The sequence below is a fragment of the Pseudomonas pisciculturae genome, from assembly GCF_015461805.1.
Classification (GTDB): Bacteria; Pseudomonadota; Gammaproteobacteria; order Pseudomonadales; family Pseudomonadaceae; genus Aquipseudomonas; species Aquipseudomonas pisciculturae.
Map to the genome: position 1 here is coordinate 65,233 of NZ_JACVZE010000011.1, position 21,439 is coordinate 86,671.

18 protein-coding genes are annotated in these 21,439 nt (G+C 60.4%); 5 read left to right on the top strand and 13 right to left on the bottom strand.

What is annotated here, in order from left to right; all coding sequences use genetic code 11:
• Positions 1-52 precede the first annotated feature (52 nt).
• Positions 53-1,531 carry a M10 family metallopeptidase gene (locus ICY20_RS25450; protein WP_194938926.1) on the bottom strand — a complete coding sequence of 493 codons (1,479 nt, stop codon included), beginning with the start codon at positions 1,529-1,531 and terminating at the stop codon, positions 53-55.
• Positions 1,532-1,947: 416 nt separating this feature from the next.
• On the opposite strand from ICY20_RS25450, the gene ICY20_RS25455 reads away from it, so the two are divergent.
• Positions 1,948-3,045, top strand: coding sequence for an SMP-30/gluconolactonase/LRE family protein (locus tag ICY20_RS25455; RefSeq protein WP_194938927.1), 1,098 nt, complete (start codon positions 1,948-1,950; stop codon positions 3,043-3,045).
• Between the two features lie 15 nt (positions 3,046-3,060).
• Here ICY20_RS25455 and ICY20_RS25460 read toward each other — a convergent pair whose 3' ends face one another.
• Genes ICY20_RS25460 through ICY20_RS25470 form a run of 3 tightly spaced genes read right to left on the bottom strand, consistent with a single transcriptional unit; the run spans position 3,061 to position 7,233 of the window.
• Positions 3,061-4,125, bottom strand: a complete 1,065-nt coding sequence (locus ICY20_RS25460) for a lipocalin-like domain-containing protein (protein WP_194938928.1) — start codon at positions 4,123-4,125, stop codon at positions 3,061-3,063.
• A complete protein-coding gene (locus ICY20_RS25465) occupies positions 4,115-6,577 on the bottom strand; it encodes an ABC transporter permease (RefSeq protein ID WP_194938929.1) in 2,463 nt (820 codons plus the stop codon). The genes ICY20_RS25460 and ICY20_RS25465 overlap by 11 nt, the downstream gene beginning before the upstream one ends.
• Positions 6,574-7,233, bottom strand: coding sequence for an ABC transporter ATP-binding protein (locus tag ICY20_RS25470; RefSeq protein ID WP_194938930.1), 660 nt, complete (start codon positions 7,231-7,233; stop codon positions 6,574-6,576). Before ICY20_RS25470 ends, ICY20_RS25465 begins: the two co-directional genes overlap by 4 nt.
• Before the next feature lie 260 nt (positions 7,234-7,493).
• On the opposite strand from ICY20_RS25470, the gene pmrG reads away from it, so the two are divergent.
• Entirely contained in the window at positions 7,494-8,183 is a 690-nt protein-coding gene (gene pmrG / locus ICY20_RS25475) for a lipopolysaccharide core heptose(II)-phosphate phosphatase PmrG (protein ID WP_159962236.1), read from the top strand.
• Between the two features lie 187 nt (positions 8,184-8,370).
• Entirely contained in the window at positions 8,371-10,026 is a 1,656-nt protein-coding gene (gene arnT, locus ICY20_RS25480) for a lipid IV(A) 4-amino-4-deoxy-L-arabinosyltransferase (protein ID WP_194938931.1), read from the top strand.
• Positions 10,027-10,625: 599 nt separating this feature from the next.
• Here the strand turns inward: arnT and ICY20_RS25485 are convergent.
• The 4 genes from ICY20_RS25485 to ICY20_RS25500 form a co-directional block, all read right to left on the bottom strand.
• Complete coding sequence (locus tag ICY20_RS25485; RefSeq protein WP_194938932.1) at positions 10,626-11,546, bottom strand: ATP-binding cassette domain-containing protein; 921 nt, start codon at positions 11,544-11,546, stop codon at positions 10,626-10,628.
• A gap of 474 nt (positions 11,547-12,020) precedes the next feature.
• Complete coding sequence (locus ICY20_RS25490) at positions 12,021-12,527, bottom strand: hypothetical protein (RefSeq protein ID WP_159962239.1); 507 nt, start codon at positions 12,525-12,527, stop codon at positions 12,021-12,023.
• Positions 12,524-13,042: a hypothetical protein gene (locus tag ICY20_RS25495; protein WP_159962240.1), complete on the bottom strand. Its 519-nt coding sequence runs from the start codon at positions 13,040-13,042 to the stop codon at positions 12,524-12,526. Before ICY20_RS25495 ends, ICY20_RS25490 begins: the two co-directional genes overlap by 4 nt.
• Positions 13,039-13,695 (bottom strand): hypothetical protein, encoded by a 657-nt coding sequence (locus ICY20_RS25500; protein WP_194938933.1) that lies wholly within the window; start codon positions 13,693-13,695, stop codon positions 13,039-13,041. Before ICY20_RS25500 ends, ICY20_RS25495 begins: the two co-directional genes overlap by 4 nt.
• A 193-nt stretch (positions 13,696-13,888) precedes the next feature.
• Here ICY20_RS25500 and ICY20_RS25505 point away from each other — a divergent pair, with 193 nt between their 5' ends.
• Positions 13,889-14,356, top strand: coding sequence for an Sbal_3080 family lipoprotein (locus tag ICY20_RS25505; protein ID WP_194938934.1), 468 nt, complete (start codon positions 13,889-13,891; stop codon positions 14,354-14,356).
• Here ICY20_RS25505 and ICY20_RS25510 read toward each other — a convergent pair.
• The 3 genes from ICY20_RS25510 to ICY20_RS25520 all read right to left on the bottom strand — a co-directional run bounded on the left by ICY20_RS25510 (position 14,340) and on the right by ICY20_RS25520 (position 16,832).
• Positions 14,340-15,272: a pyridoxamine 5'-phosphate oxidase family protein gene (locus tag ICY20_RS25510; RefSeq protein WP_194938935.1), complete on the bottom strand. Its 933-nt coding sequence runs from the start codon at positions 15,270-15,272 to the stop codon at positions 14,340-14,342. The two genes, ICY20_RS25505 and ICY20_RS25510, sit on opposite strands and share 17 nt — an antisense overlap.
• A gap of 88 nt (positions 15,273-15,360) precedes the next feature.
• Complete coding sequence (locus ICY20_RS25515; RefSeq protein ID WP_159962244.1) at positions 15,361-16,152, bottom strand: ABC transporter permease; 792 nt, start codon at positions 16,150-16,152, stop codon at positions 15,361-15,363.
• Positions 16,149-16,832, bottom strand: coding sequence for an ABC transporter ATP-binding protein (locus ICY20_RS25520; protein WP_159962245.1), 684 nt, complete (start codon positions 16,830-16,832; stop codon positions 16,149-16,151). The genes ICY20_RS25515 and ICY20_RS25520 overlap by 4 nt, the downstream gene beginning before the upstream one ends.
• Positions 16,833-17,004: 172 nt before the next feature.
• On the opposite strand from ICY20_RS25520, the gene ICY20_RS25525 reads away from it, so the two are divergent.
• Positions 17,005-18,183: a DUF1835 domain-containing protein gene (locus ICY20_RS25525; RefSeq protein WP_194938936.1), complete on the top strand. Its 1,179-nt coding sequence runs from the start codon at positions 17,005-17,007 to the stop codon at positions 18,181-18,183.
• 115 nt (positions 18,184-18,298) lie between these two features.
• Here ICY20_RS25525 and ICY20_RS25530 read toward each other — a convergent pair whose 3' ends face one another.
• Together ICY20_RS25530 and ICY20_RS25535 are read right to left on the bottom strand one after the other, a co-directional pair.
• Complete coding sequence (locus tag ICY20_RS25530; RefSeq protein WP_194938937.1) at positions 18,299-19,165, bottom strand: alpha/beta hydrolase; 867 nt, start codon at positions 19,163-19,165, stop codon at positions 18,299-18,301.
• On the bottom strand, positions 19,165-21,387 hold the full coding sequence (locus ICY20_RS25535; protein ID WP_159962248.1) for a TonB-dependent siderophore receptor: 2,223 nt from the start codon (positions 21,385-21,387) through the stop codon (positions 19,165-19,167). The genes ICY20_RS25530 and ICY20_RS25535 overlap by 1 nt, the downstream gene beginning before the upstream one ends.
• Between the last annotated feature and the right edge of the window lie 52 nt (positions 21,388-21,439).

Sequence of the window (21,439 nt, forward strand, 5' to 3'; positions counted from 1 at the left end):
CTCAAGTATTGTTCGTGATACTGCTGGCGGTGCGACCCAGCCTCAAGCGTTTTTAGATGGCCAAGGGCTTGGAGACAATGATATCGGTTGGCTTGAGCGCCTTATCACTGTCAATCAACAACAGGAAGTTCGGCTTACCGTTCCCATTCGTATCAATCTCTAACCGGGCTTGCTTGGCATGCTGATCGTAACTGAGCACGGCTTCATTACGTTTTGCACTGAACTGCGACGCCAGTTCCACCGGCCGTTGGAGCTTCTTGCCTTTCGGCTTGCGCCCGGCGGTTTGCGAACCTTGAACTGCTGCTTGTGTACCTGAAGCCTTTTCACTTTTCAGATGCATCTGCGAGACATCGATCTTATCTTTCCCCGATACAAAATCAGTGATTCGGTCAGCCTGGCCTGGCCTCGACTGTTTGGCATTCAAGAACCTGTAAGTATTGTTTCCGCCATTACCGGTCATCGCATTCTGCGCACGGTTGCTGATGAACACATCGTCTCCCGTACCACCGACGGCATTCTCGATCGTGGCGCCCTTGGCGATAAACACATTGCCCTTCATGCCACCGACACTGGAAGCCTTGCCCGGGCTCATATTGATGAGTTGGCTATGATGAAAGCCTGAGAAGTCCATGGTATCAACCCCGGCACTGTCCCATATGGTAAACACCGGAGCATCGCTGGAATGCTTCAAACGGAAGTCTTCACGATCTGCATTGGAGTTGAAACCGTAGGTTGTATCGCCTTTACGGGCATTGGTATTAGCACCATAGATCTTTTGGGCGGCCGCTATGTCATCCACCATGGGGCCCCTGGCGTAGTGTTTACTGCCGTTCTTGGTGAAGTCTTGACCCGTGTAGAGCTCATCCCGGTAACTCATCACGCTATAGCCTAAGGAATCCTCGGCATAAGTCGTCGTGCCATCGTCGTCATGTGGATGGGACAGCCCCAACGCGTGCCCCACCTCATGGACATAGCTTTTAAGACGGCCATTTGTTAGGGATGGGGCAGTGTTGGCCTCGTCATGACCGTCAAAATAAACATCCGATGTGAGCACCGTTCGTGGAATCCGCGGGTTTTGGGCTAGAAAACGCTGCGTTGACTCAGTCGGCAGCCCGGTTGCCTCGGCAATTACAAGCTCACCGTCCTCCTTGGGCGAGAAATTGCCGAAACCAACATTGCCCTCCGCACTGCCTACAGTACTGCCCTGCGTAAAACGTAGGTTTGCGACATCCGCCCAGGAAGCCATCGCGTCCCGAGCCGCAGTCTTTTGCGCGTCGCCAAACTCGCTGAACCCGCCAAACTTGTACAGGGAAAAAAGCGGCCCGGGAGCCGTTTGGAATTGATAGGTGATATCCGTGCGACCATCATTGTTGATGTCATGCCAACGCTTACCGCTGCGTGTTAGCACGCCCGCTGCCTGGTCAGTGGTGTAGGAAGGTTTCCCGTCGAAGATACGTTTACCTCCGCGCCCCTGATGGTCAATCGGAAGCGTTGGGAAGCTGGGGGAGGCCATGGTATTTATACTGGACATATTTTTGCGATTCCTGATCGATGCAAAGATGAAATTGCGCATTCTCTAAAAGGTTTGCGCTCAACCTGCGTATATATGGAACCAGCGCAGGACGATCAGGTTCATCAGACTAATCTACAACACCTGTCACAAGAGCCCAGAAGTAGAGCTGGAAAAACAACCAGCACTTTGTCTGAGTTTTCGTATACACAGGTGTAAGCGGTGAGCACACAGGCCCACTCGCATAAGTCGACTTGGGCGCGCGCCGAAGCTGTTGCGAACCGTGGCCAAGGCTTGATGGGACGGGCCACAGTGTTGTGGCCTACCGCCCGTAAAACTCGCACATTCCCGATCAGCAACTAAGCTCACCAACCAACAAAAAAGCCGAGCACCCGTGGTACGTGGGAACCGGGCCAAAATGATCATCAGGAATCGTCATGAGCACCCGTCCAAAAAAACTCCGTCATATGCTGTTCGTATTGCTGCTGGCAGTGGTCACCTTTTTGCTGTTAATGCCCACCAAGGTGCAACCGGTGAACTGGGCACCGCCCAAGGCGCCGTCGATGAAGGAAGGCCCCTTCGCCGAAAACCTGCGGCTCAAGGGCGTGCAAAAAATCGGCGCCCAGGACATCGCCGGCCCCGAAGCCTTGGTGCTGGATGCCCAGGGCTTTCTGATCAGCGGCCTGCACGACGGGCGCATCATCCGCACCTCGCCCGACAGCCACACCCTGGAGGTGCTGGCCAACACCGGCGGCCGCCCACTGGGCCTGGCGCTGCACCCGGATGGGCGCCTGATCATTGCCGATGGCATCAAGGGCCTGCTGGCGCTTGATGCTAATCGCCAACTCACCACTTTGAGCACCGGCGCCGATGGCGTGCCGTTCGGCTTCACCGACGACGTGACCGTGGACGTGAGCGGGCGCTATGCGTATTTCAGCGATGCGTCGAGCCGCTGGGGGTATGGCCAGGACGGCGAGGCGGTGATCGAACATGGCGGCGATGGCCGGCTGCTGCGCTATGACTTCAGCAACGGCACCACCGAGGTGCTGTTGGGCCAGTTGCAATTCGCCAACGGCGTAGCCCTGGGCCCGGATGAAAACTATGTATTGGTGAATGAGACCGGCGCCTATCGCATCAGCCGCTACTGGCTCAAGGGCGAACGCACTGGCAGCCATGACCTGTTTATCGACAACCTCCCCGGCCTGCCGGACAACCTCAGTTTCAATGGCCAGGACCGTTTCTGGGTAGCCCTGTACTCACCGCGCAACCCACTGCTCGATAGCTTTGCCGGCTACCCACTGCTACGCAAGGTAATGGTGCGGGCCCTGATGGTGGTGCCCAAGCCCATCGAGCGCAAAGCGTTTGTGCTGGGGCTGGATACCGACGGCAACGTCATTGCCAATTTGCAGGATGGCAGCGCGGGCAATTACTCGCCCATTACCACTGCGCGCGAATATGGCGACTGGTTGTACCTGGGCTCGTTGAAGAGCACGAGCATGGCGCGCTTGCCGTTGTCGCTGGCGTTGGCGCGCTGACTCAAAACAGGCCCGTTAATAACCCGTCATTTCCAGATACCCCACACCACCTTCAAACTGCACAGGCCCTTCCCAGTATGGAATGCTCAGGTTCATCCAAGCCTTCGGGTTGATGGCCTGGGGCGTGATATCCAGCTGCTTGCCGGGAATTTTCAGTGACCAACGCGTGGGTAGCTTGCGGCCATCGAGGGTTGTGGTGTTCAGCGGCGTCAGTTGGATATCGGCGTTGTGCAAGGTCTGCGCCTGGCCTTGCGCGTCGATCCAGGTGCCGGTCAGGTAGCCGGTGCCGTCGGTTTGCCGTACGCGAAACAGCATCAATTGTTCGCCCCGGTCCAGGTGCAGGGAGAACCAGTCCCAGCCGGTCTGGCTGGCGGCCAAGGGTTGACTGCTCCACTCGCGGTCAAGCCAGGCCGGGCCGCTGACCTGGTAGGTACGGCCGTCGATACTCACGCTGCCCTTGGCGGTAAAAAACGGCTGGCTGTAGTAGTAGGACGCCTGGCCCTGATCGGATTTTCGGCTGTAGCCGTTGTCGCCTTGCAGCACCAGCGGGCGGCTGGAGGTCAGGTGCAAGTCGTAGGCGAACTGCTTATCGCTGGCCTTGAGTTGCATGTCCGCCAAGGGGCTCTCAGCACCGGGTTGGCTGGCGAAATTCCAATCGTCGATCCAGGCACTGAACGGCATCGCCTGGGCACCGGCCTGGCCAACGCCGCCACGGGCCAAGCGTTCGGCAGCATAGTGGTGGGTCGCCGAGGTAACAGCGGCGTGGCCGAGCCACACAGTGGAGTCGTGCCAGCCGGCTTGGGTGGGCCCGGCCTTCAGGGCATTGCGAAACAGCGTCCATTGCACGCCAAACACATTGCCCTGGGCATCCTTAAGGTTGGCCGTGACGTACCACCACTCAATGCGAAAGCCTGGGTGAGGCCCGTGGTCCTCGGGAAAGCTGAACACCTTGCCGGGCACCACTTGGGCAAAGTCCGCCGCGTCACTGCCCAAACCGGCGAAACTTTGCGGCGGCGCAGGGGCCTGGTCGCAGGCGCTCAACATCAGAAACACCAACCACCACCACGGCTTAATCCTCATGGGCAAACGTCCTCAATAAGTCCGCAGGACGGCTGCGGTACAACTGCCACAGCGGCCAGGCGCAAGCCAACAGCGTGGCCAGCATCGCCAGCCCCAGCAACTGGGCAAGCTGCCACGGAAATACCTGCAACGGCAGGCGCCAGCCAAAAGCCTGCACGTTGATCACCGCGTCCAGGCACCAGGCCAGCAGCAACCCCAATGGCAAGGCCAGGATCAGCGTAAGTACCGCCAACAGCCAGGTTTGCCCCAAGTTGAGCAGCATCAATTGGCGACGCGTCACGCCCAATGCCCACAACGGTGCGAGCTGGCCGAGGCGGCTCTGGCTTTGGGTGAGCAGGCTGATGAACAGCGCGACGCCAGCCACGCCCAGGGTCAGGCTGTTGAGGGCGGCAGTGGCGGCGAAGGTGCGTTCGAACACCTGGCTCGACCAACCCTTGAGTTGCTGTTGATCGACGATGCGGCTGTCGTCCAGGGTAAACGCGTGCTGAAGTTCACGCACCAATGGCGCCACATTCGGCGGCGCGACCCGCAGGTTGAAACGCGCCGGGGACAAGCTCGGCCAATGCGTCAGCAGATGCCTGGAATTAACCAGCAGGTGACCCTTGGGGTTGCCGTAGTCGGCGTAGATTCCTATCACCTTGGGAGCCCACACACCCTGTGGCGTGGGGATGCTGACCGTGCCCCCCAACTTCACCGCGAGCCTGCGGGCCAGTTGTTCGCTAAGCATTACAGTGTCGCCTTGCTGCAATTGGTCCCAGGGTTCGCTCGCCGCGTCCAGCAAGGGCCAGTGCTGGCGATAGGTCGGGTCGTCGACCACGCCAAACAGCTCCGCCGGCCAGCCCTGCAATTGCACAGCAACCTGCCAGGTGGGCAGCACGGTGTGTACCAAGGGTTGCTGCGCCAGCCAAGTGCCGAGCTGCTCGGCCTGGGCTGGGGTTTGTGGGTTGAGGTACAGCTCGGCCGTCAGGCGTTGTTCCAGCCAGTTATTGAAAGTGTGACGAAAACCCGATGTCATCGAGCCCGCGCCGATATTCGCGGCCAAGGCCAGCAGCAATGCCATCAGCGCCAGGCTCAAGGCCGGCAGTTGTTGCCGACAGTCGGCCAGAAACCACTGGCCGAGCACCGAACGGCTGCGGCCCATTACCGTCTTCAACAGCGCATTGAGCAGCACCGGCAACCCCAGTGCGGCACCCAGTAGCAAAGCGGCCATCAACACAAAACCCGCAGCCAGGCTGTCGCCGAGCCAGAGTGCCAACACAGCGATCAGCAGCGCCGCACTCGCGACCCAGCCTTGGCGCCGTAACCAGCGGCCATGGGCCTCGTGCCAGGCCTGAGCATTGGCCAGCGCCAGCAGCGGCAGGCGCGACGCACGCCACAGACTGCTCGCGCCGGCAAGCAACGCGCCAAGCAGGCTGAGGCCCAAGCCCGCGCCCCACCACCATGGGCTCAGATTCAGTTGCCCAGGCACCTCAGCGCCATACAGGCCACGCAGGCTGGCAGCCACATCCGGCAGCAACAGGCTCGCCAACAAATAACCGCTGGCTACGCCGAGCACACCACCCAGCAGTGAAAGCACGCCCAACTCCACACTCAGGCTGAGGATCAACAGGCGCACGCTGACCCCGCAGGCGCGCAACGTGCGCAGCAGCCCACGCCGTTGCTCCAGGGCCAGCCCGATGGCGGCATGCACGATAAACAGCCCCACCACAAAAGATAAAAACCCCAATGCGTCGAGGTTCAGGTGAAAGCTTTCGGTGAGGCGCGAGAGGTTGTTGTCTTCGCCCTGCTTGAGTTGCAGCCCGGCGGGTGGCGTGGGATTACTGGCGGCGTAGGCCTTGTCCAGCAACAGGCGTGACAGACGCTCGGGCATGTCCAACAGCGGTTGGGCGAAGCCGATATCGGTGAGCAACAGGCCAGGCGCCATGTCCCCTTGGGGTTGCAGCGGTGGCAGTGCGTGGCCACTCAAGGTTGTCGGCTGCTGGCCCTCGCGCAACCCCAAGGCCTGCAAGGTTTGGGGTGCTATCCAGGTGCGACCCGGCGGCTCAAAAAACGCCAGCATCTGCGCCTGGTTCAAACGCTGCCCCGCCACCGCACCGCTGCCGGGAAGTGACAAGGGGTCGATGCCCATCAATTGCAGGCGCACGTGCTCATGGCCCTCAAGCTGCACCCGCCCCTGCACCACGGGCGACACTGGCCAGCCAGCGCGGCGCAACTGGGCGAACAACGCTTGCGGGACGCTGGCACCGTCCGGCGCACTGAGGCTGGCCTGGGGTTCGCCGCCGATCAACTGGCTGGCACGCGCATAGCTGTCCCGCGCCTGGCTGTTCAGCGCTTGCACACCGGTCAACAGCGCAGTGGCCAGCCACAACCCGGTCAGCACACTGAAAAACTGCACAGGATGGCGTCGCCAATGGCTCAGCAGCGCGCGCAACGTCCAATAAAACACGTTCACGTTGGCATGACCTGCCCGCGCTGCAACACCACTTGCTGGTCCAGCCGCGCGGCGATGCGCGGGCTGTGGGTGACCATCAACAGGCTGGTGGGGCTGTCGCGCAGCAAATCCAGCAGCAGGTTCAGCACGTCGTCGCTGGTGGCTTCATCCAGGTTGCCGGTGGGTTCATCCGCCAGCAGCAAGCCTGGCCGCGACGCCAATGCACGGCCCACCGCCACCCGTTGCTGCTGGCCGCCAGAGAGCTGCTCGGGATAACGCTTGAGCACGTCGCCCAGGCCAAGGCGCTCCACCAGTTGCGCTTGCCATTGCGGGTCGAAGCGCCCTGCCAGGCGCGCTTGGAACGCCAGGTTGTCATCGACGCGCAAACTGCCGATCAAGTTGAACTGCTGGAACACCAGGCCGATCTCCGTGCGGCGCCAGTGGGCCAGCTGGGATTCGTTGAGTTGGTCGAGACGTTGCTCGCCCACCTGAATGCTGCCGCTGTCCACCCGGTCGAGCCCAGCCACCAGGTGCAATAACGTGCTCTTGCCGCTGCCCGACTCGCCCATCAACGCCAGGCTGGTGCGCGCCGCCAACTGCAAGTCGACACCCGCCAATACTGCCAGCGGGCCCTGGGGCGTGGCATAGCTCTTGAAAACACCTTGCACCTGCAACATGGCAACACTCGTTTGAGAGGGGGCAATCGAGAATAACGGCTGTGTATCAACACCACGCAAATTTTTCACATGGTTTTCACCGGCCGGCTACCCGGCGCACTTTAAATTACCGGCCATCTGTCACGCGCCGGTAACTTTTAAGTGGCCACGTCTGACAACTTTTAACCGCATCAGTGTTCAGCGAAAAGACAGCAGCCCTATGACAGCCTCCAGCTTCAGTACGGGTATCCGCCAACGCGTTGCGACTCATTACTACAACAATGCCGACTGAGCCCAAGGTGAATAAAGTGGTTGATCTTGCCCTGACCAAAGCGCGCTCGCCGCGGGCCTTACTCAAGCGCCTGACCCGGCTTTGGCTGGGGCTTAGCGTCATCGCGTTGTTACTCGCCGGCAGCACCTTGTGGCCCCGGTCGCCACAGAACCTGGGTATCGGCAATCGCCTGCTCACGTCTCAAGTCGTACCGCTGTGGCGCGACGGCGACGTGATCGTGCTGGTGCGCCATGAAGAGCGCTGCGACCGCTCGACAAACCCCTGCCTGGGCCCTGTCGAAGGCCTGACCATCAACGGTAGCCAACAGGCCGAAAACCTCGGCAAGTCCTTTAAATTACTGGGCATGGAAGGCAGCGACGTACTCGCCAGCCCCGCCATCCGCACCGCCCAGACCTTGCGTTTCATGTTCGGCAAAAACGAGCTGACCTCAGGCCAGCAAGCCGTCTGCGGCGCGGCCATGGGCGAAGAATTGCTCAGTCACAAAACCCCAGGACGCAACCTGGTTTTTGTCACTCACAGCGGCTGCATCGCAGACTTCGAAAAGACCCTGGGCTTCCCCCACGCCGCCTTCCCCGAGTACGGCAGTGCCTTGTTCGTGCAGGTTTTACCCCATGGCAAGTTCAAGACCCTGGGCCTCTTGAACAATCAAGATTGGCCGCTCGCACTCAAACAACTCTAGAACTTACTCACCGCCCGACAGGGCCCCTATTCAGCAAAACGACAGCCCTGTTCTGGCATGTTTAGTTGTGCCTGTTAGTTAAGGACGTCATGACTACTCTCACCGACTTAGTGAAAACCTTGTTGTTCTACGCTATGACTTCACTGCACCCACGCCGTGCCACGAAACGTCAAGGAGCGACGTTGTGATGACCCGTTTAAAACCCCTGCCACTCTTATTACTGGCCTTCGCCGCGTTTTATTTATTGCCGCTTGGCCTGCACGGTTTGTGGATCCCGGATGAAACCCGCTACGCCCAGGTCAGCCAGGAGATGCTGCTGAGCGGCAACTGGGTGGCACCGCACTTCATGGGCATCCGCTATTTCGAAAAACCCGCCGCCGGCTATTGGCTGATCGCCTTGGGCCAGGGGGTGTTTGGCCAGAACCTGTTTGGTGTGCGCATCGCTTCGGCCCTCACCAGCGGCCTGAGCGTACTGCTCGCCTACCTGATCGCCCGCCGCCTGTGGAATGACCCGCGCAAAAGCTTCGCCTGCGCCCTGCTCTATTTGAGTTTTGGATTGGTCGCCGGGCAAGCGGGGTATTCCAACCTCGATCCGCAATTCACCTTGTGGGTCAATTTGAGCCTGGTTGCCCTATGGTTCGCGCTCGACAGTCGCACCACCGCTGGCCGCCTTGGCGCCTGGGCACTGTTGGGCCTGGCGTGCGCCATGGGGTTCATGACCAAGGGCTTTCTCGCCTGGGTGCTGCCGGTGCTGATCGCCGTGCCCTATATGCTCTGGCAACGCCGCAGCGGTGAATTACTGCGTTACGGCCCGCTGGCGGTGGGCGTGGCAGTGTTGGTGTGCATGCCATGGGTACTGGCGATTCACCTTAAGGAACCGGACTTCTGGCGGTTCTTCTTCTGGAACGAACATATCCGCCGCTTCAGCGCCGACAACGCGCAACACGTGCGCCCTTGGTGGTTCTTTTTGCCGATCATCGCCGTGTCCTGCCTGCCCTGGATGGGCCTGCTGCCCAAAACCTTACACCAGGCCTGGCAGCAAAAACGCCAACCGGCCATTACCTTCCTGGCCCTATGGCTGCTGCTGCCGCTGGGTTTGTTCAGCTTGAGCAACGGCAAACTGCCCACCTACATCATGCCGTGCCTGCTGCCCTTGGCGTTGCTGATGGGGCATACCCTGGTCGAGCTTATCAACTCGGGCCGCACCCGAATTATCCGCATCAATGGTCTGCTCAACATCGTGATCGGCGTGGCGGCGATGATCGGCCTGATTTACCTGCAAGTCGCACAACCCCTGTACGGCAACACCCCTACCGAGCGATTTGCCCTGTGCCTGGCGCTGATCGTATTGCTGGTGTGGACGCTTGCCAACCTGCTGCAAACCTGGCGCCCGCTGACGCTGTGGGCGATGCCGGCCTTGGGCATTGGTTTGCTGGTAGCCCTACTGCCGGTGGGCATGCCGGCGCAGGTGAGCGATAACGAAATGCCCGATCAATTTGTGCTGGAGCATCTGCAAGAATTGCAGCAAACCCACGCCCTGTTGAGCAACGAACTGGGCAGCGCCAGCGCCCTGGCCTGGCGCCTGCAACGGCCAGACATAGCCTTGTATGACACCGAGGGTGAACTGCGTTACGGCTTGCAGTACGCCGATTCAATGCAGCGCAAGGTTGAATTGGATCAGGTACAGGCCTGGCTCCATGAGGCGCGCCAACACGGCTCGGTGGGGGTGTTGATGCGGGTCAACAGCGCGAGTGAGCGGCGGGAGGCCGAGCGACTGCCGTTGGGGGGAACGCGTTATAGCAAGGGGTATCTGGAGTTGATCGTTTATCCGCAGTTACCGTGAAGGGGCAGGTTGGTGGGTATTATTTATCTAAAAACTCAAAAACATCATTTGCATAAAACCCATTCTCGACAAGAATTTTATCCACTTGCGACTTGGTCATAGCTTCAGACATCTGCAGCTGCCTTAACGCTTTTAACAACGACTGTGAGTTCAATTTCGAGCCACCGTTTCTGGGGCCTACTAAACTCTCATTTTGGAAATTCAGGATTTCGTAGTTAGGGACCGTTATGTTCATTCGCCAACCCCCTACAGAGGTTTCCGATAACTGACTTCACGCACATCGAGCGACACTGAAAAACTATACCCTCGCGAAAAAAACCTACAACTTACACGCCCATCACCTGTAGGAAATTAACTACCAGCAACTAGGAATTTTCTTGCAGGGAGATCAGATATTCAGTTATTGCTCTAAATACGGATCTGAAATCCGATTATGAATAAGCAGAATACGGCCCGTAAAAATAATGGCTTACGTTGCGACGCCCTATATAAACAAGCGCCGCTAAATAAAATACAAGTCTGAATACCTAAATTTTTTATTGAAAAAAACAGCAAGCACCCGACAAGCGGTATGTATTCACATCACTTAAATAATAGAACTAGCGATCAGGTGTGATCTTATTTTTACCCCGTTCATGTGGAATGTCGGCTTCGAACCTTAACCCCACCACCTGTTCCCGCACCGCCTTCCCCTCCGCCCGATTGCGAATAAACCCGGCCCTGGTAAACCGCTCCAGAAACGGTACAGCCTGGGTTTTATCCGGCGTCGCCAATGGTTGCTCGGCCACATCGCCAAACAGCGTATAGGCCGCCGTCGTCAGGTGGCGTGTGTTGAGGTCGCCAGTGAGCCGACCGTTCTGGAGCACGATGGCGCGATTGGTCACTCGTTGCAGATCAGACAAGCGTTGGGAGATATAGAGAATAGCTACGCCCCGTGCGCGCTGACTGTCGATGAGGCCGAGCAGCCGCTCGGCGTCGGGCTCCGACAGGGCGGCGGTGGGTTCGTCGAGGATCAGCAACTTGGGTTGCAGCGCGAAGGCTCGGGCCAGTACCAGCAGTTGGCGGTCTGCTTGGCCGAGGCGCTCGACCGGTTGCAGCAGTGGCAGGTCCAGGCCCAGCGCGGCGGCGATGGCTTCGGCGCGTTGCAGCAGGCTTTTGCGGTTGAGTAGAAAGTCTGCGTCGGGCTGGCCCAGTTCATCGAGCAGCAGGTTCTCGGCCACGCTCAGGCCGGGGGCGATGGCGTCATCCGGGTTTTGATGCACCGCCACAATGCCCACACGCCGCGCCGATAGTTGCGAGACAAATCGCTGGCGCTGGCCATTGACCCACAGCTCACCGCTATCCGGCGCCAAAGTGCCGCTGAGGATCTTCACCAGGGTCGACTTGCCCGCGCCTACGGCCCCCAGCATCGCCACCCCTTCACCGGGATAAATATCCAGGCTGATTTGATCCAGCGCCCGCTGGGCACCGAAGGTTTTGCATAGATCACGCAGGCGGATCAGGGGCTCGGGGTTGCTCATGGCGAGTCTCTAGGACCGAACGATGACTCACTACAACGCTAAATCGCGTTGATTTATTCCAGACAACAATGAGTTAGGTGCCGAATTAAAGGCATTACCTGATGAACAATCCAATAGCTGAATGGCATAGCGGGACACTTTTTAGCTATAAGCCCACGATGGTAGTTTGTTGAATGCTTTCAGCAGCTTATCGGGAATCTGCTGCATCCGTTGGTGACCGGGCGAATTTCCGAAGGCTGGTCGCACACGATGGGCAGGTCTTAAAATTGGGTACTCGTTAACACCCCATTCCTCATTGTAGAAAGTAGGTCAGTGTGGGAGCTGGCTTGCCTGCGATGGCATCAACTGGCTGTGCCTGATGTGCCGAGTTGCCTGCATCGCAGGCAAGCCAGCTCCCACACTAGAGCGGTATACATCCAACAAAACTCAACCGCATGACAACCCCGCTCCCACACGGCTCTACCCCACCGTGATTTATTGATAGGGAATCAAGCGATCCCGATCCAGATCACGCATCAGTTCACTCAACATTTCACTTTCACTGCGCGGTTCGGTCATGGGTATGTACCAGGTGGTAGCCGTCCAACCGCCGCGCTTATAGGCGTAGGCCTTGACCAATTGCCCATCCTTGTACAACGAGCCATGCAATTGGCGCTCGTAGGTGTACGGAATGGGCACCGTCAGCAACGTCAACGCGCCGAGTACAGCAGGAAGCACGCCGGCGCCTTTGCCGCCGCTCTGGTCCACCAACAGGCTGTAGCCGGTCTTGCTGAAACCCCCATCCAGAAAACTGAACGCCCCGGTTTCACGCAGACGCTCAATGACTTCGCGTTGCTTCTGCTGGTCGAAACGCGTTGCCGGCGGCGGCAGGGTCACGCTCATCGGCACGTAGGCGCGTTCGGCCTTGTAATCCAGGGGCTTGAGCGCCGTGCTGCAACCGCTGAGCAGCAGTACAGCGGCCAGTAATGTCGTCCGGATCATTGCGCTTGCTCCTTGGGCAGCAGGCCATCGCGTTGCACATCCTGGGCGAAGGCGCGGGTGATACGGCCGACGTTCTCTTGCTGCATGCCGCCGCTGCCATCGAGCAACCAGGTGTATTTTTGCGTGACGTTGCGGTAGCTGTACTGCTTCAACGGCTTGCCGTCGTGTTGCAGGGAAAACTCGGTGGTGGTGTCGATGCTCTGGGACAACGGCAACAGAAACAGGGTGGCCGTGCTCAGCAAAATCACCGGGAACGGCGGCAGGTCGCGCTGGCTGTTGTAGCGGATCAACACCGTATAGTCCCCCGGCTTGCCCATACCGGTCTCGACGCTGCGAAACACCCCGGTTTCGCGCAGGTGGTTGCGGATTTGCGCAGCGGTGAGCGGGTCATCGACCATCACGTGGATCGGCTGGAGGTAGTCCTGGCCGTCGGGCAATGTGCGTTCGGGCAAGGTGTTGGTGGTCGCGCAGCCCGTCAGCAGGGCCACGGCGCCCAGGGCGATAAAGCGGTTCATGGGCGTTTCTCCTGGGGGCTCTGACCCGCACCACCGGGCAGCGGCACGACGATGTAGGGGGCGGCACTGCGGTAATCCAGCGGCATCAGCTCCAGCGACGGCAAGCCAGGCACAGATTGGCGCGCGATGGCCTCATCGCGCGCCTGCTGGTCACGCCAACGGAACGCGCACGAGCCACCCAGGCACAACGAGCGAAACTCGCCCAGGTAATACGCCTTGCCCGCTTGCAGCCGCAGTGGCAGGTTGAATTTCTCCCGCGCCTGCACCGAGGTATAGGTGGTGCCCAACGTGGGTGAATAGTTGCTGGAGAAGAACTGGAAATCATAAAACTCATAATCCCCAGGCTTGAGTGGCAGCACGAACACACTGGCGGCGCCGTCCATTTCCTTCACGTCCTGGGGCGTTTCACGGCCCATGCCGATCCATATGCCGGCCGCACCGTACTCGGAGCCGCGTTTGCGAAACAACAGGCGTTGGTTGGGCGCGGGAGATGCCAACAGGCTTTGCGGGCCGATAGACCCCACCAGGTAGGCCACCGGTTCATTAGGGCCGGGTAGCAGCGGCGCGCTGACCATCGACGCGGGTTGAGTGCCACAGCCGGTCAAGGCGGCGGCCATTAAAAACAAGGCCAAGGGCCTGGAAAAGCAAGACATGTTCGATCCTGAGCACGGGCATAAGGGAAGCAGCAGACGGCCCAGGACAAGCATGCATTGGCCCTCCTGGCGCTGCGCCTCGCGTCGCTGCGAGGGGCCCGCATGGTACGGGAGCGACGGGGGCGTTGACCAGCGATGCAGAGGCTCGACGCACTGCTATCATCTAGACACTATTCATGACACGGAGGTCTCTATGCGCCTGACAATGGCTCCAGCCCTACTGCTGACCGCCCTCGCCCTCACCGGCTGCAGCATCAAACAAACCGTCACCCCTGTAACGTTCACCAGCGCCCCGGCCCCGCAGATCTGCATGATCCCCGCCGAAGGCCTGCGTGCCGGGTTCAACACGACCTACACCGCACAGCTGCGAAGCAAGGGCTTCCAGACCCGGGAGTTGCCGCCAGGTACTCCGCCGGCCAGTTGTGCACTGGCGACCACTTACATCGGCCAATGGAGTTGGGACATGGCCCTGTACATGAGCTATGCCGACATCCAAGTGTTTGAGAATGGCCGACGCATCGGCCAAGCGTTGTATGACTCAACTTCGGGTGGCGCGCGGATGGGCAAGTTTATCGATGCCCAAAGCAAGATCATCGAAATGACCGATCAGTTATTCCCGAATGCCTCCTACGGCACACCGCAGGTTAGCCAATTCCCATAGCCAGGCTGAAGGGCGAAAACTCCATAAACCGCCACTTCAACGCCAGCGCCGCCGGGCGTCGCACCACCTGTTCCACGCTCACCGTCCACAACCGCTGCGCCCCTTCGAACTCGGCCACTCGCGGCCCACTGAGGATCAAGGCGGTGCGCCCGGTAACCTGCAATACGTCTCCCGATTCGAAGTCGATAAACAACAGCCCCGCCACCGGGTTGGCGTGCAGGTTACCGAGGGTGTTGAAGAACTGGTTGCCGGCAAAGTCGGGGATGGTCAACAGGTTGCCGTCAACACGCACAAACCCGCTATTGCCACCGCGATGGGAGACGTCTACCGAGCGTTCGCCCTCTGCGTCGATGTAGCTGGCAACAAAGAAGGTGTCGGCGTTGCGGATCATCGCTTGCGCGGTGTCATCCAACACCGTGGCGCGCTCGGCGAGGTTACCGGGTTTGCGGGCGACGGCCTCTACCGGCCGCAGTTGGATGTACTTGGGGCAGTTGCCGTAGGTGTGCACCACGTCAACCGAGAAACCCTCGTAGTCCAGGGCACCGATGCGGCCGTTCATGCGGTTGCGTCGGCGGGTATTGAGGTCGATGCCCAGCAGGCCCACTGCGCCACCCTGGCGCAAGGCCGAGCGTGCCGGGTCGCTCATCGATGGAAGGCTATCGACCTGCAAGGTGTGCGGGTGCGGTGAATGGGCAAAGCCTGGGGCGCCTTCCACCATCGTCGCCCAGGGGATGCCTTGGTCGTCAACGACAGCAAGCAACAGGTACGGCAGCAAGGGGTAGAAGTCCCGGTGTTGTTCGGGCAGGTGATCGCGGATCACCTTGGGCCCGATCATCGCCATGCGTTCGGCCACGCCAACCGCTTCTTGCAGGTGCCGTTCGCCAGCATGCCAGGGGGACTGTTCAATCGGATTCATGGTCATCACCTTCCTCGGGCACAGCCAGGAGCCTCTTAGGATAGTCGGCCAGCCGCACATTGCCTTACCGCGCAAGGCGCTACGCCCATCACCGCTCTTGCAGCCGCTCGCGTAAAAAACGATGCCCCACCGAAAACAATCGTCGATACGTCAACAACACCGCGCCCACGGTGCCCAACGCTGACGACGCCGCAATCAAGAACATGATCACGATCTGGTACCGCACCGCGTCCACCGGGCTTTCCCCCGCCAGTACCTGGCCGGTCATCATGCCGGGCAGGCTGACGATGCCGACCACGGTCATCTGGTTGAGCGTGGGGATCATCCCCGCCCGCACGGCCTGGCGGATCGGCTCCTGGGCGGCTTCCCAGCGTGAGCCGCCGAGGGCCAGGATCATCTCGATGGTGTTGCGCCCCGAGGTCAGCTCCTGGGTCATGCGCTCGATGCCCAAGGACACACCGGTAAGCGTGTTGCCCAGGATCATGCCCAAAATCGGGATCGCATACTGCGGCTCGTACCAAGGGTGGATGCGGATCACCGCAAACAACCCCACCGCCGTCACCAGCCACGAACTGCCCCACACCGACAAAATGCTGTCGACCCGCTGCCCCTTGTACGTTCGGCGCCCGCGCCCGGCCGCCGAGAGGCCGGCAATCAGGGTCATGGCGCACATCAGCGGCAGCACCACATACCAATAGGCAAACTCGAACACCCACCCCAGCAGGTAACCGATGGCCAGCAGTTGCACCACGGTGCGCACGGCCGCCCACAGCAATTGGCGGCCCAGGCCCAGGCGCAGCAACAATGACAGCGCGCCGTTGATGAGAATCAGCGAGGCGGCGATGCTCATGTCCAGGGCGGTGAGGTTTTGATAGTTCATGGTTGGGCCGCCCCGCTCAACACGCCGGCACTCATGTGCAGGTGCAGCGTGCTCATGCGCCGCGCCTGTTCCAGGTCATGGGACACCCAGATACATGCGCGGGTGTTATCGCCGGCAAACCAGGCGTCGATCAACGCTTCCACTTCGCGGGATGAGGTGGGGTCGAGGGCAGCGGTAGGTTCGTCCAGCAACAGCACCTCCGGGTTCAGTTGCAGCGTGCGGATCAGCGAGACCACCTGAGACTCGCCACCCGACAAATCGGCCGCGTTTTTTGCCAGGAAGTCGGGCGCCTTGCCAGCATGCCCCAATAACGTGGTGACCGTGGCCAGGTCGAAGCTGCGCTTGTGTGAAGTCTTGAGGCTGAACGGAAAGCGCAGGTTGTCTTCCACCGTGCCTTCGATCAGCGCCGGGCGCTGGGACAGGTAGCTGATATGGCAGCGGTAATGGGGAATCTGTGCGTTGCTGATCGCTTGGCCATTCCACAGGATCTGCCCTGAAGTCGGCGCATCCAGCAGGGCCAAGGCGCGCAGGAACACACTTTTGCCGGAGCCGGAAGAACCGGTGATGGACACACGATCGGCGGCATTCAAAGTGAAATCAGTGGGTTGAAGCAAGGCCACATGGCGGCGCTCGTCAAAGCGCGTAAGGGCGCGGGTTTCAATCAATGGGGTGTCAGTCATGAACTCACTACTCGGGGAACAACTTGCAATAAAATACCTCACTGCCTATATTCCCCGCCTGGCGTTTTCTACGCCACCTTCCGCGGAAAGGGCTGCGCCCAAGACACTGCAACACCCTCATTTTTTACGACTCCCAACCTTAAAGCGGACAAGGTTCATACAAGGAGCTCGTATGTCTCAACACTTCAACACCGACGGCCGTCTCAACCTTGAGCAGCAGCGCAAGCGCGCCAAGGAACTGTTGCCGCGCCTCAAGGCCCAGGACCCCAGCGCCACACTGTCCCAAGCCCAATGGGAGATCGCCAAGCAACTGGGGTTCCGCAGTTGGCCCAAGCTCAAGGCCCATGTCGATGCCATCGACTTTGCCGCACGCCATCCCGATTTTGCCGCCAGCGATGAGGCCCGTACCACCCACTGGCGCTGCGGTAATGACATCGCCCACAGCCTGCAACTGGCCGGGTTCAAGGGCCAGTTTCAGATGCTCAGCGACCCGTTGTGCATGGGGCCGGTGCGTGATTTGCCCACCGCGGACTATCAAGCGCTGCGCAGCACCTTCATCAGCCAGGCATTTGCCATGGATAAGGACGACGCGGCACGCAGGCTGGCCGACGAATACATCCAACTCGAAGCCCTGGCCAATGCCGAACACAGCGTGCTGTGGTGCGAAGCCGATGCCTATGACCAACTGTTCCTGATCCGCGCATTAGCGGGCTTGGAGCGGGCACCGTGCAAGCTGGAGCTGATCGAGGTCGACCGCATCCCTGGCGTGCAACGCTTTATCGGCATCGGCCAACTGGCCCCGGACCTGCTCGCCTGGCTATGGCCGCAGCGGCGTTTGATCGAGGATGACGCGGTGCACTTGGCCAAACAGGCGTGGGCAGCCTATTGCGACAGCACGCCGCTCAAGTGGGCCGAATTGGCCCATGGCAACCACCCCGCCCTGCCCTTTATGGCGCCCGCCTTGTTGCGCCAATTGCAGGAACTGCCCGGTGCGCGTGACGGATTATCGCTGACCGAACGCCTGACCCTGGCCTACCTCGCCGAAGCAGGCCCCAAACCGGCTGGCCGGGTGTTCGCCGAATTGATGGCCAAGCGCGAACCACTGCCGTTTCTGGGGGACATGATGTTCTTTGCGTTGTTGCGGCCGTTGATCGATGGTGCGGCGCCGCTGTTGACGGAGACAGAGGCAGGTTTGGTGCTGACGCAATTGGGTCAGGCCGTGCTCGATGGGCAGGCGTATTGGTTGGAGCACGCCAGTCATGAGCGATGGGTGGGTGGTGTTTGTCTGCGGCCTGGAGGAGCGCATTGGATGCTTGATGAGCAGCTCCAGCCCGTGCTGAATAGTCACTAGCACCACGGGCTCCCTGTGGGAGGGGGCTTGCTCCCGATGGCGGTGTGTCAGTCAGCACATCTGTTACTGTTACACCGCTATCGGGAGCAAGCCCTCTCCCACATTTATAACTGTGTTAAGGCTGGCTGAGGTGTTCCAGGGTGTAGCGCAGCGACGCCGGCAACATCGGGCCGTGGCTCAGGCCAGGAAAGGCCTGGTACTGCACCGTCAACCCCTGCACCCGCTGCAAATCCCCCAACAGTTTCTTCGCCGCCCCATCCCCTTTCGGCCCATGTTGCATCGACGGGCTCGCCGGTTCCTCATCCCCGCGCATCATCAGCAAGGTCGGGTGTTTGCCCCTGAACCGCTGCGTCAACCCCTCGGTATGAATCACCCCACCGTTCCACCACAACGACGGGCTCGCCGCCGCGTATTCATCGAACGCATCCGGCCGGGTCATCAGCGTGTACAGCACCAACAACCCACCGTAGGAATGCCCCCACAGCAACTGCCGCTTGGGCTTTTCTTCCAGTCGCTGGTTGATCAATGGGCGGATCTGCTGGGTCAGCAGATCCAGGAACGGCTCCGCCCCGCCACTCGGCACATCGGTCAATGGGTCCCGTTGCACGCCCTCGCCCACCTGCGGCGTGTAGTCGAAGGTGCGCGCCGTGCGTTCGATACGCAGCGGCGTGGCGTACCCCACTGCCACCAGCACCGGCGGCGTGGGGCTGTGGGACAGGCGGTTGAGCAACGCCGTATCCAACGCCGCCATCGCCGCGTTGCCGTCCAGCAGGTAGGCCACCGGGTTGGCCGCGCTGACCTTGAGCGGGCGGCCCAGCCAGATGCGGTAGTGGCGGGCGCCGTCGGCGGAGTCCAGTTCCAGGGTGCTGAAGCTGTAGTCGCTGGCCTCGCGCAATACCTTGGCGTCCATCAACTGGTCCGGTGCGGGTTTGGCAAGCGCACATTGGGCAACGAGCAGCGCCAGGAAGATCCCACAGCGCATCAGAACGACGCCGTCAGGCTAGTGAACAGCGTTCGGCCAGACTGGTTGTAAGTGGCCGCACCCGCGCCGTCGATGTTGTTCACGCCTTGGGCATTGCCCTCGCGCCACAAGCGTTTGTCGAACACGTTGTCCACACCGGCGGTGAGGCTCAGGTTTTTGGTGATCGCATAGGTGCCGCTCACCCCGGCGATGGCATACGGCGACAGCTGGTTGTTCGACGTGCCCGTCACGCGGTAGCCGTGGTAGTCGTATTTTTTTGGGGTTTGCTTGCCGTACCAGGCCACGTTCGCTTGCACAGACAGGTCCTGGGTCACTTGCCAGTCGAGCATGGAGTTAAGGGTGAATTTTGGCGTTACCGACAGCACATCGCCGGTCTGTTTGTTTTTCGATTGCAGCATGTAGGTGAAGTTGTTGGACCAGGTCAGCGATTCGGCCAACGGCAAGGTGAGGTTGCCTTCGAGCCCTTCGACCAGTGCCTTGGGCACGTTTTCCCACTGGAACACGTTGGCACCGGCGGTGGTACCGGTACCACCCGTGGCGGTACCGACCGGGGTCAGGCCGGATTCGATCTTGTTCTTGTAGTCGTTGCGAAAGTACGTCAACCCAGCGACCACGCCGTCGTTGCGGTACTCGATACCCAGCTCTTTGTTGACGCTGGTTTCTGCCTCAAGGTCGGCGTTACCTTGCAGGTAGCAACTCTTGGTGGAGCCGTAGCAACCCTGGCCGTTGCTGTACAGCAAGTAGTTGGGGTTGAGCTGATACAGGTTCGGCGCCTTGTAGGAACGCGCGATGCCGGCCTTCAAGGTCAGGGTGTCGGTGAGCACCTGGGACAGGTTCAACGACGGGCTCCAGTTGTCGCCGACGATATCGTGGTGGTCCAGGCGCAGGCCGGGGGTCAGCCGCGTGCCGGGGCGCAGTTCGATGTTATCTTCGGCAAACACCGAGAAGATCCGCGACGACGACGTGCTGCTGCGGTTGGTGCTGGTCAGCCCGGCCACGCTGCCGCCTGCGGTGGTGGTCTGGGTGTTGGCGCTCGGGTCGTCGAGCTTGGACTCGACCCACTCGGTGCCCAGGGTCAGCACCTGTTCGAAACCCAAGTGCAGCGGCAGGCTGACTTCGCCGTGGGCGGTCAGGTCACGCAGTGTGGTGGTGTAGAAATCGGTGTTGGCGAAGATGCCTTCGGTGCCGCCCGCGAGGCCTTCGTTGATACGGCTGTTGCGGGTCTTTTCGTATTGCAGGTAGGCCAGGCTGCTGCCCAAATCCCATTCGCCACGGTGGGTCAGCGCGTAGTGTTCGCGGTAGAGGATGTTGGTCTCATGGCCGAGCATGCTTTTCACGCTGGCATTGCTGTTGGTGTTCTGGGTATCGCCGGTATAGATGTTGCCCTGGCGGCTGAAGCCGGCCTCCAGGTCGAGTGTTTGCTCAGGGGTCATTTTCCAGCTGAGCAGGCCGTTGACGTCCTTGTTGCGCACGCCTTCGCGCCCCGCCGGCAGCGTGCCGATCTGGGTGCCGTAGCGGGTGGATTCGTGGCCGCTGTTGATGTCGGCATCGTCGGCGTTGGTCTTGGCGATATTGCCGTACACGCGGTAGCTGAGGTTATCGGTGATCGGGCCGTTGAGGCCAAAGTTCATGCGCTCGGTCTCGCCTTCTTCTTTGTGCTGGGCGAAGTTGTGATAAATCGTGGCCGAGCCGTGGGTCTCGGTGCCCGGTTGCTTGGTGATGATATTCACCACGCCACCCGCTGCGCCGTTGCCGTAACGGGCGGCGGCTGGGCCACGGATGACTTCGATGCGTTCTACTTGGTCGGCCGGCACCCAGTTGGTGTCGCCACGGCTGTCACGCTCGCCACGCCAGCCGTAGCGCACAGAGTTGCGGCTGCTGACCGGTTTGCCGTCCACCAGAATCAAGGTGTTTTCCGGGCCCATGCCACGGATGTCGATCTGGCGGTTGTTGCCGCGCTGGCCGCTGCTGGAGTTACCGGTGAGGTTCACCCCCGGCATGGTGCGGATGATCTCCGACAGGTCGTTGGCTGGAGGGCGCTTCTTGATGTCTTCAGCGGTGATGATCGACACGCCAGGCATCTGCTTGATCTCTTCCTGAGCGGTGCCCAATACGGTCTGGGTCGGCAGCTCCATCTGCGCGGGGGCTTCGGCCTCGGCGGCAAAGCCGGCAACGGGCAAGAAGCTGCAAATACTCACGGCAAGCAGGGACAAGCGGAACATGGGGCGATCTCCAAACGTCTACCCGACCGATAGCGGCGGGCCATCAAAGATC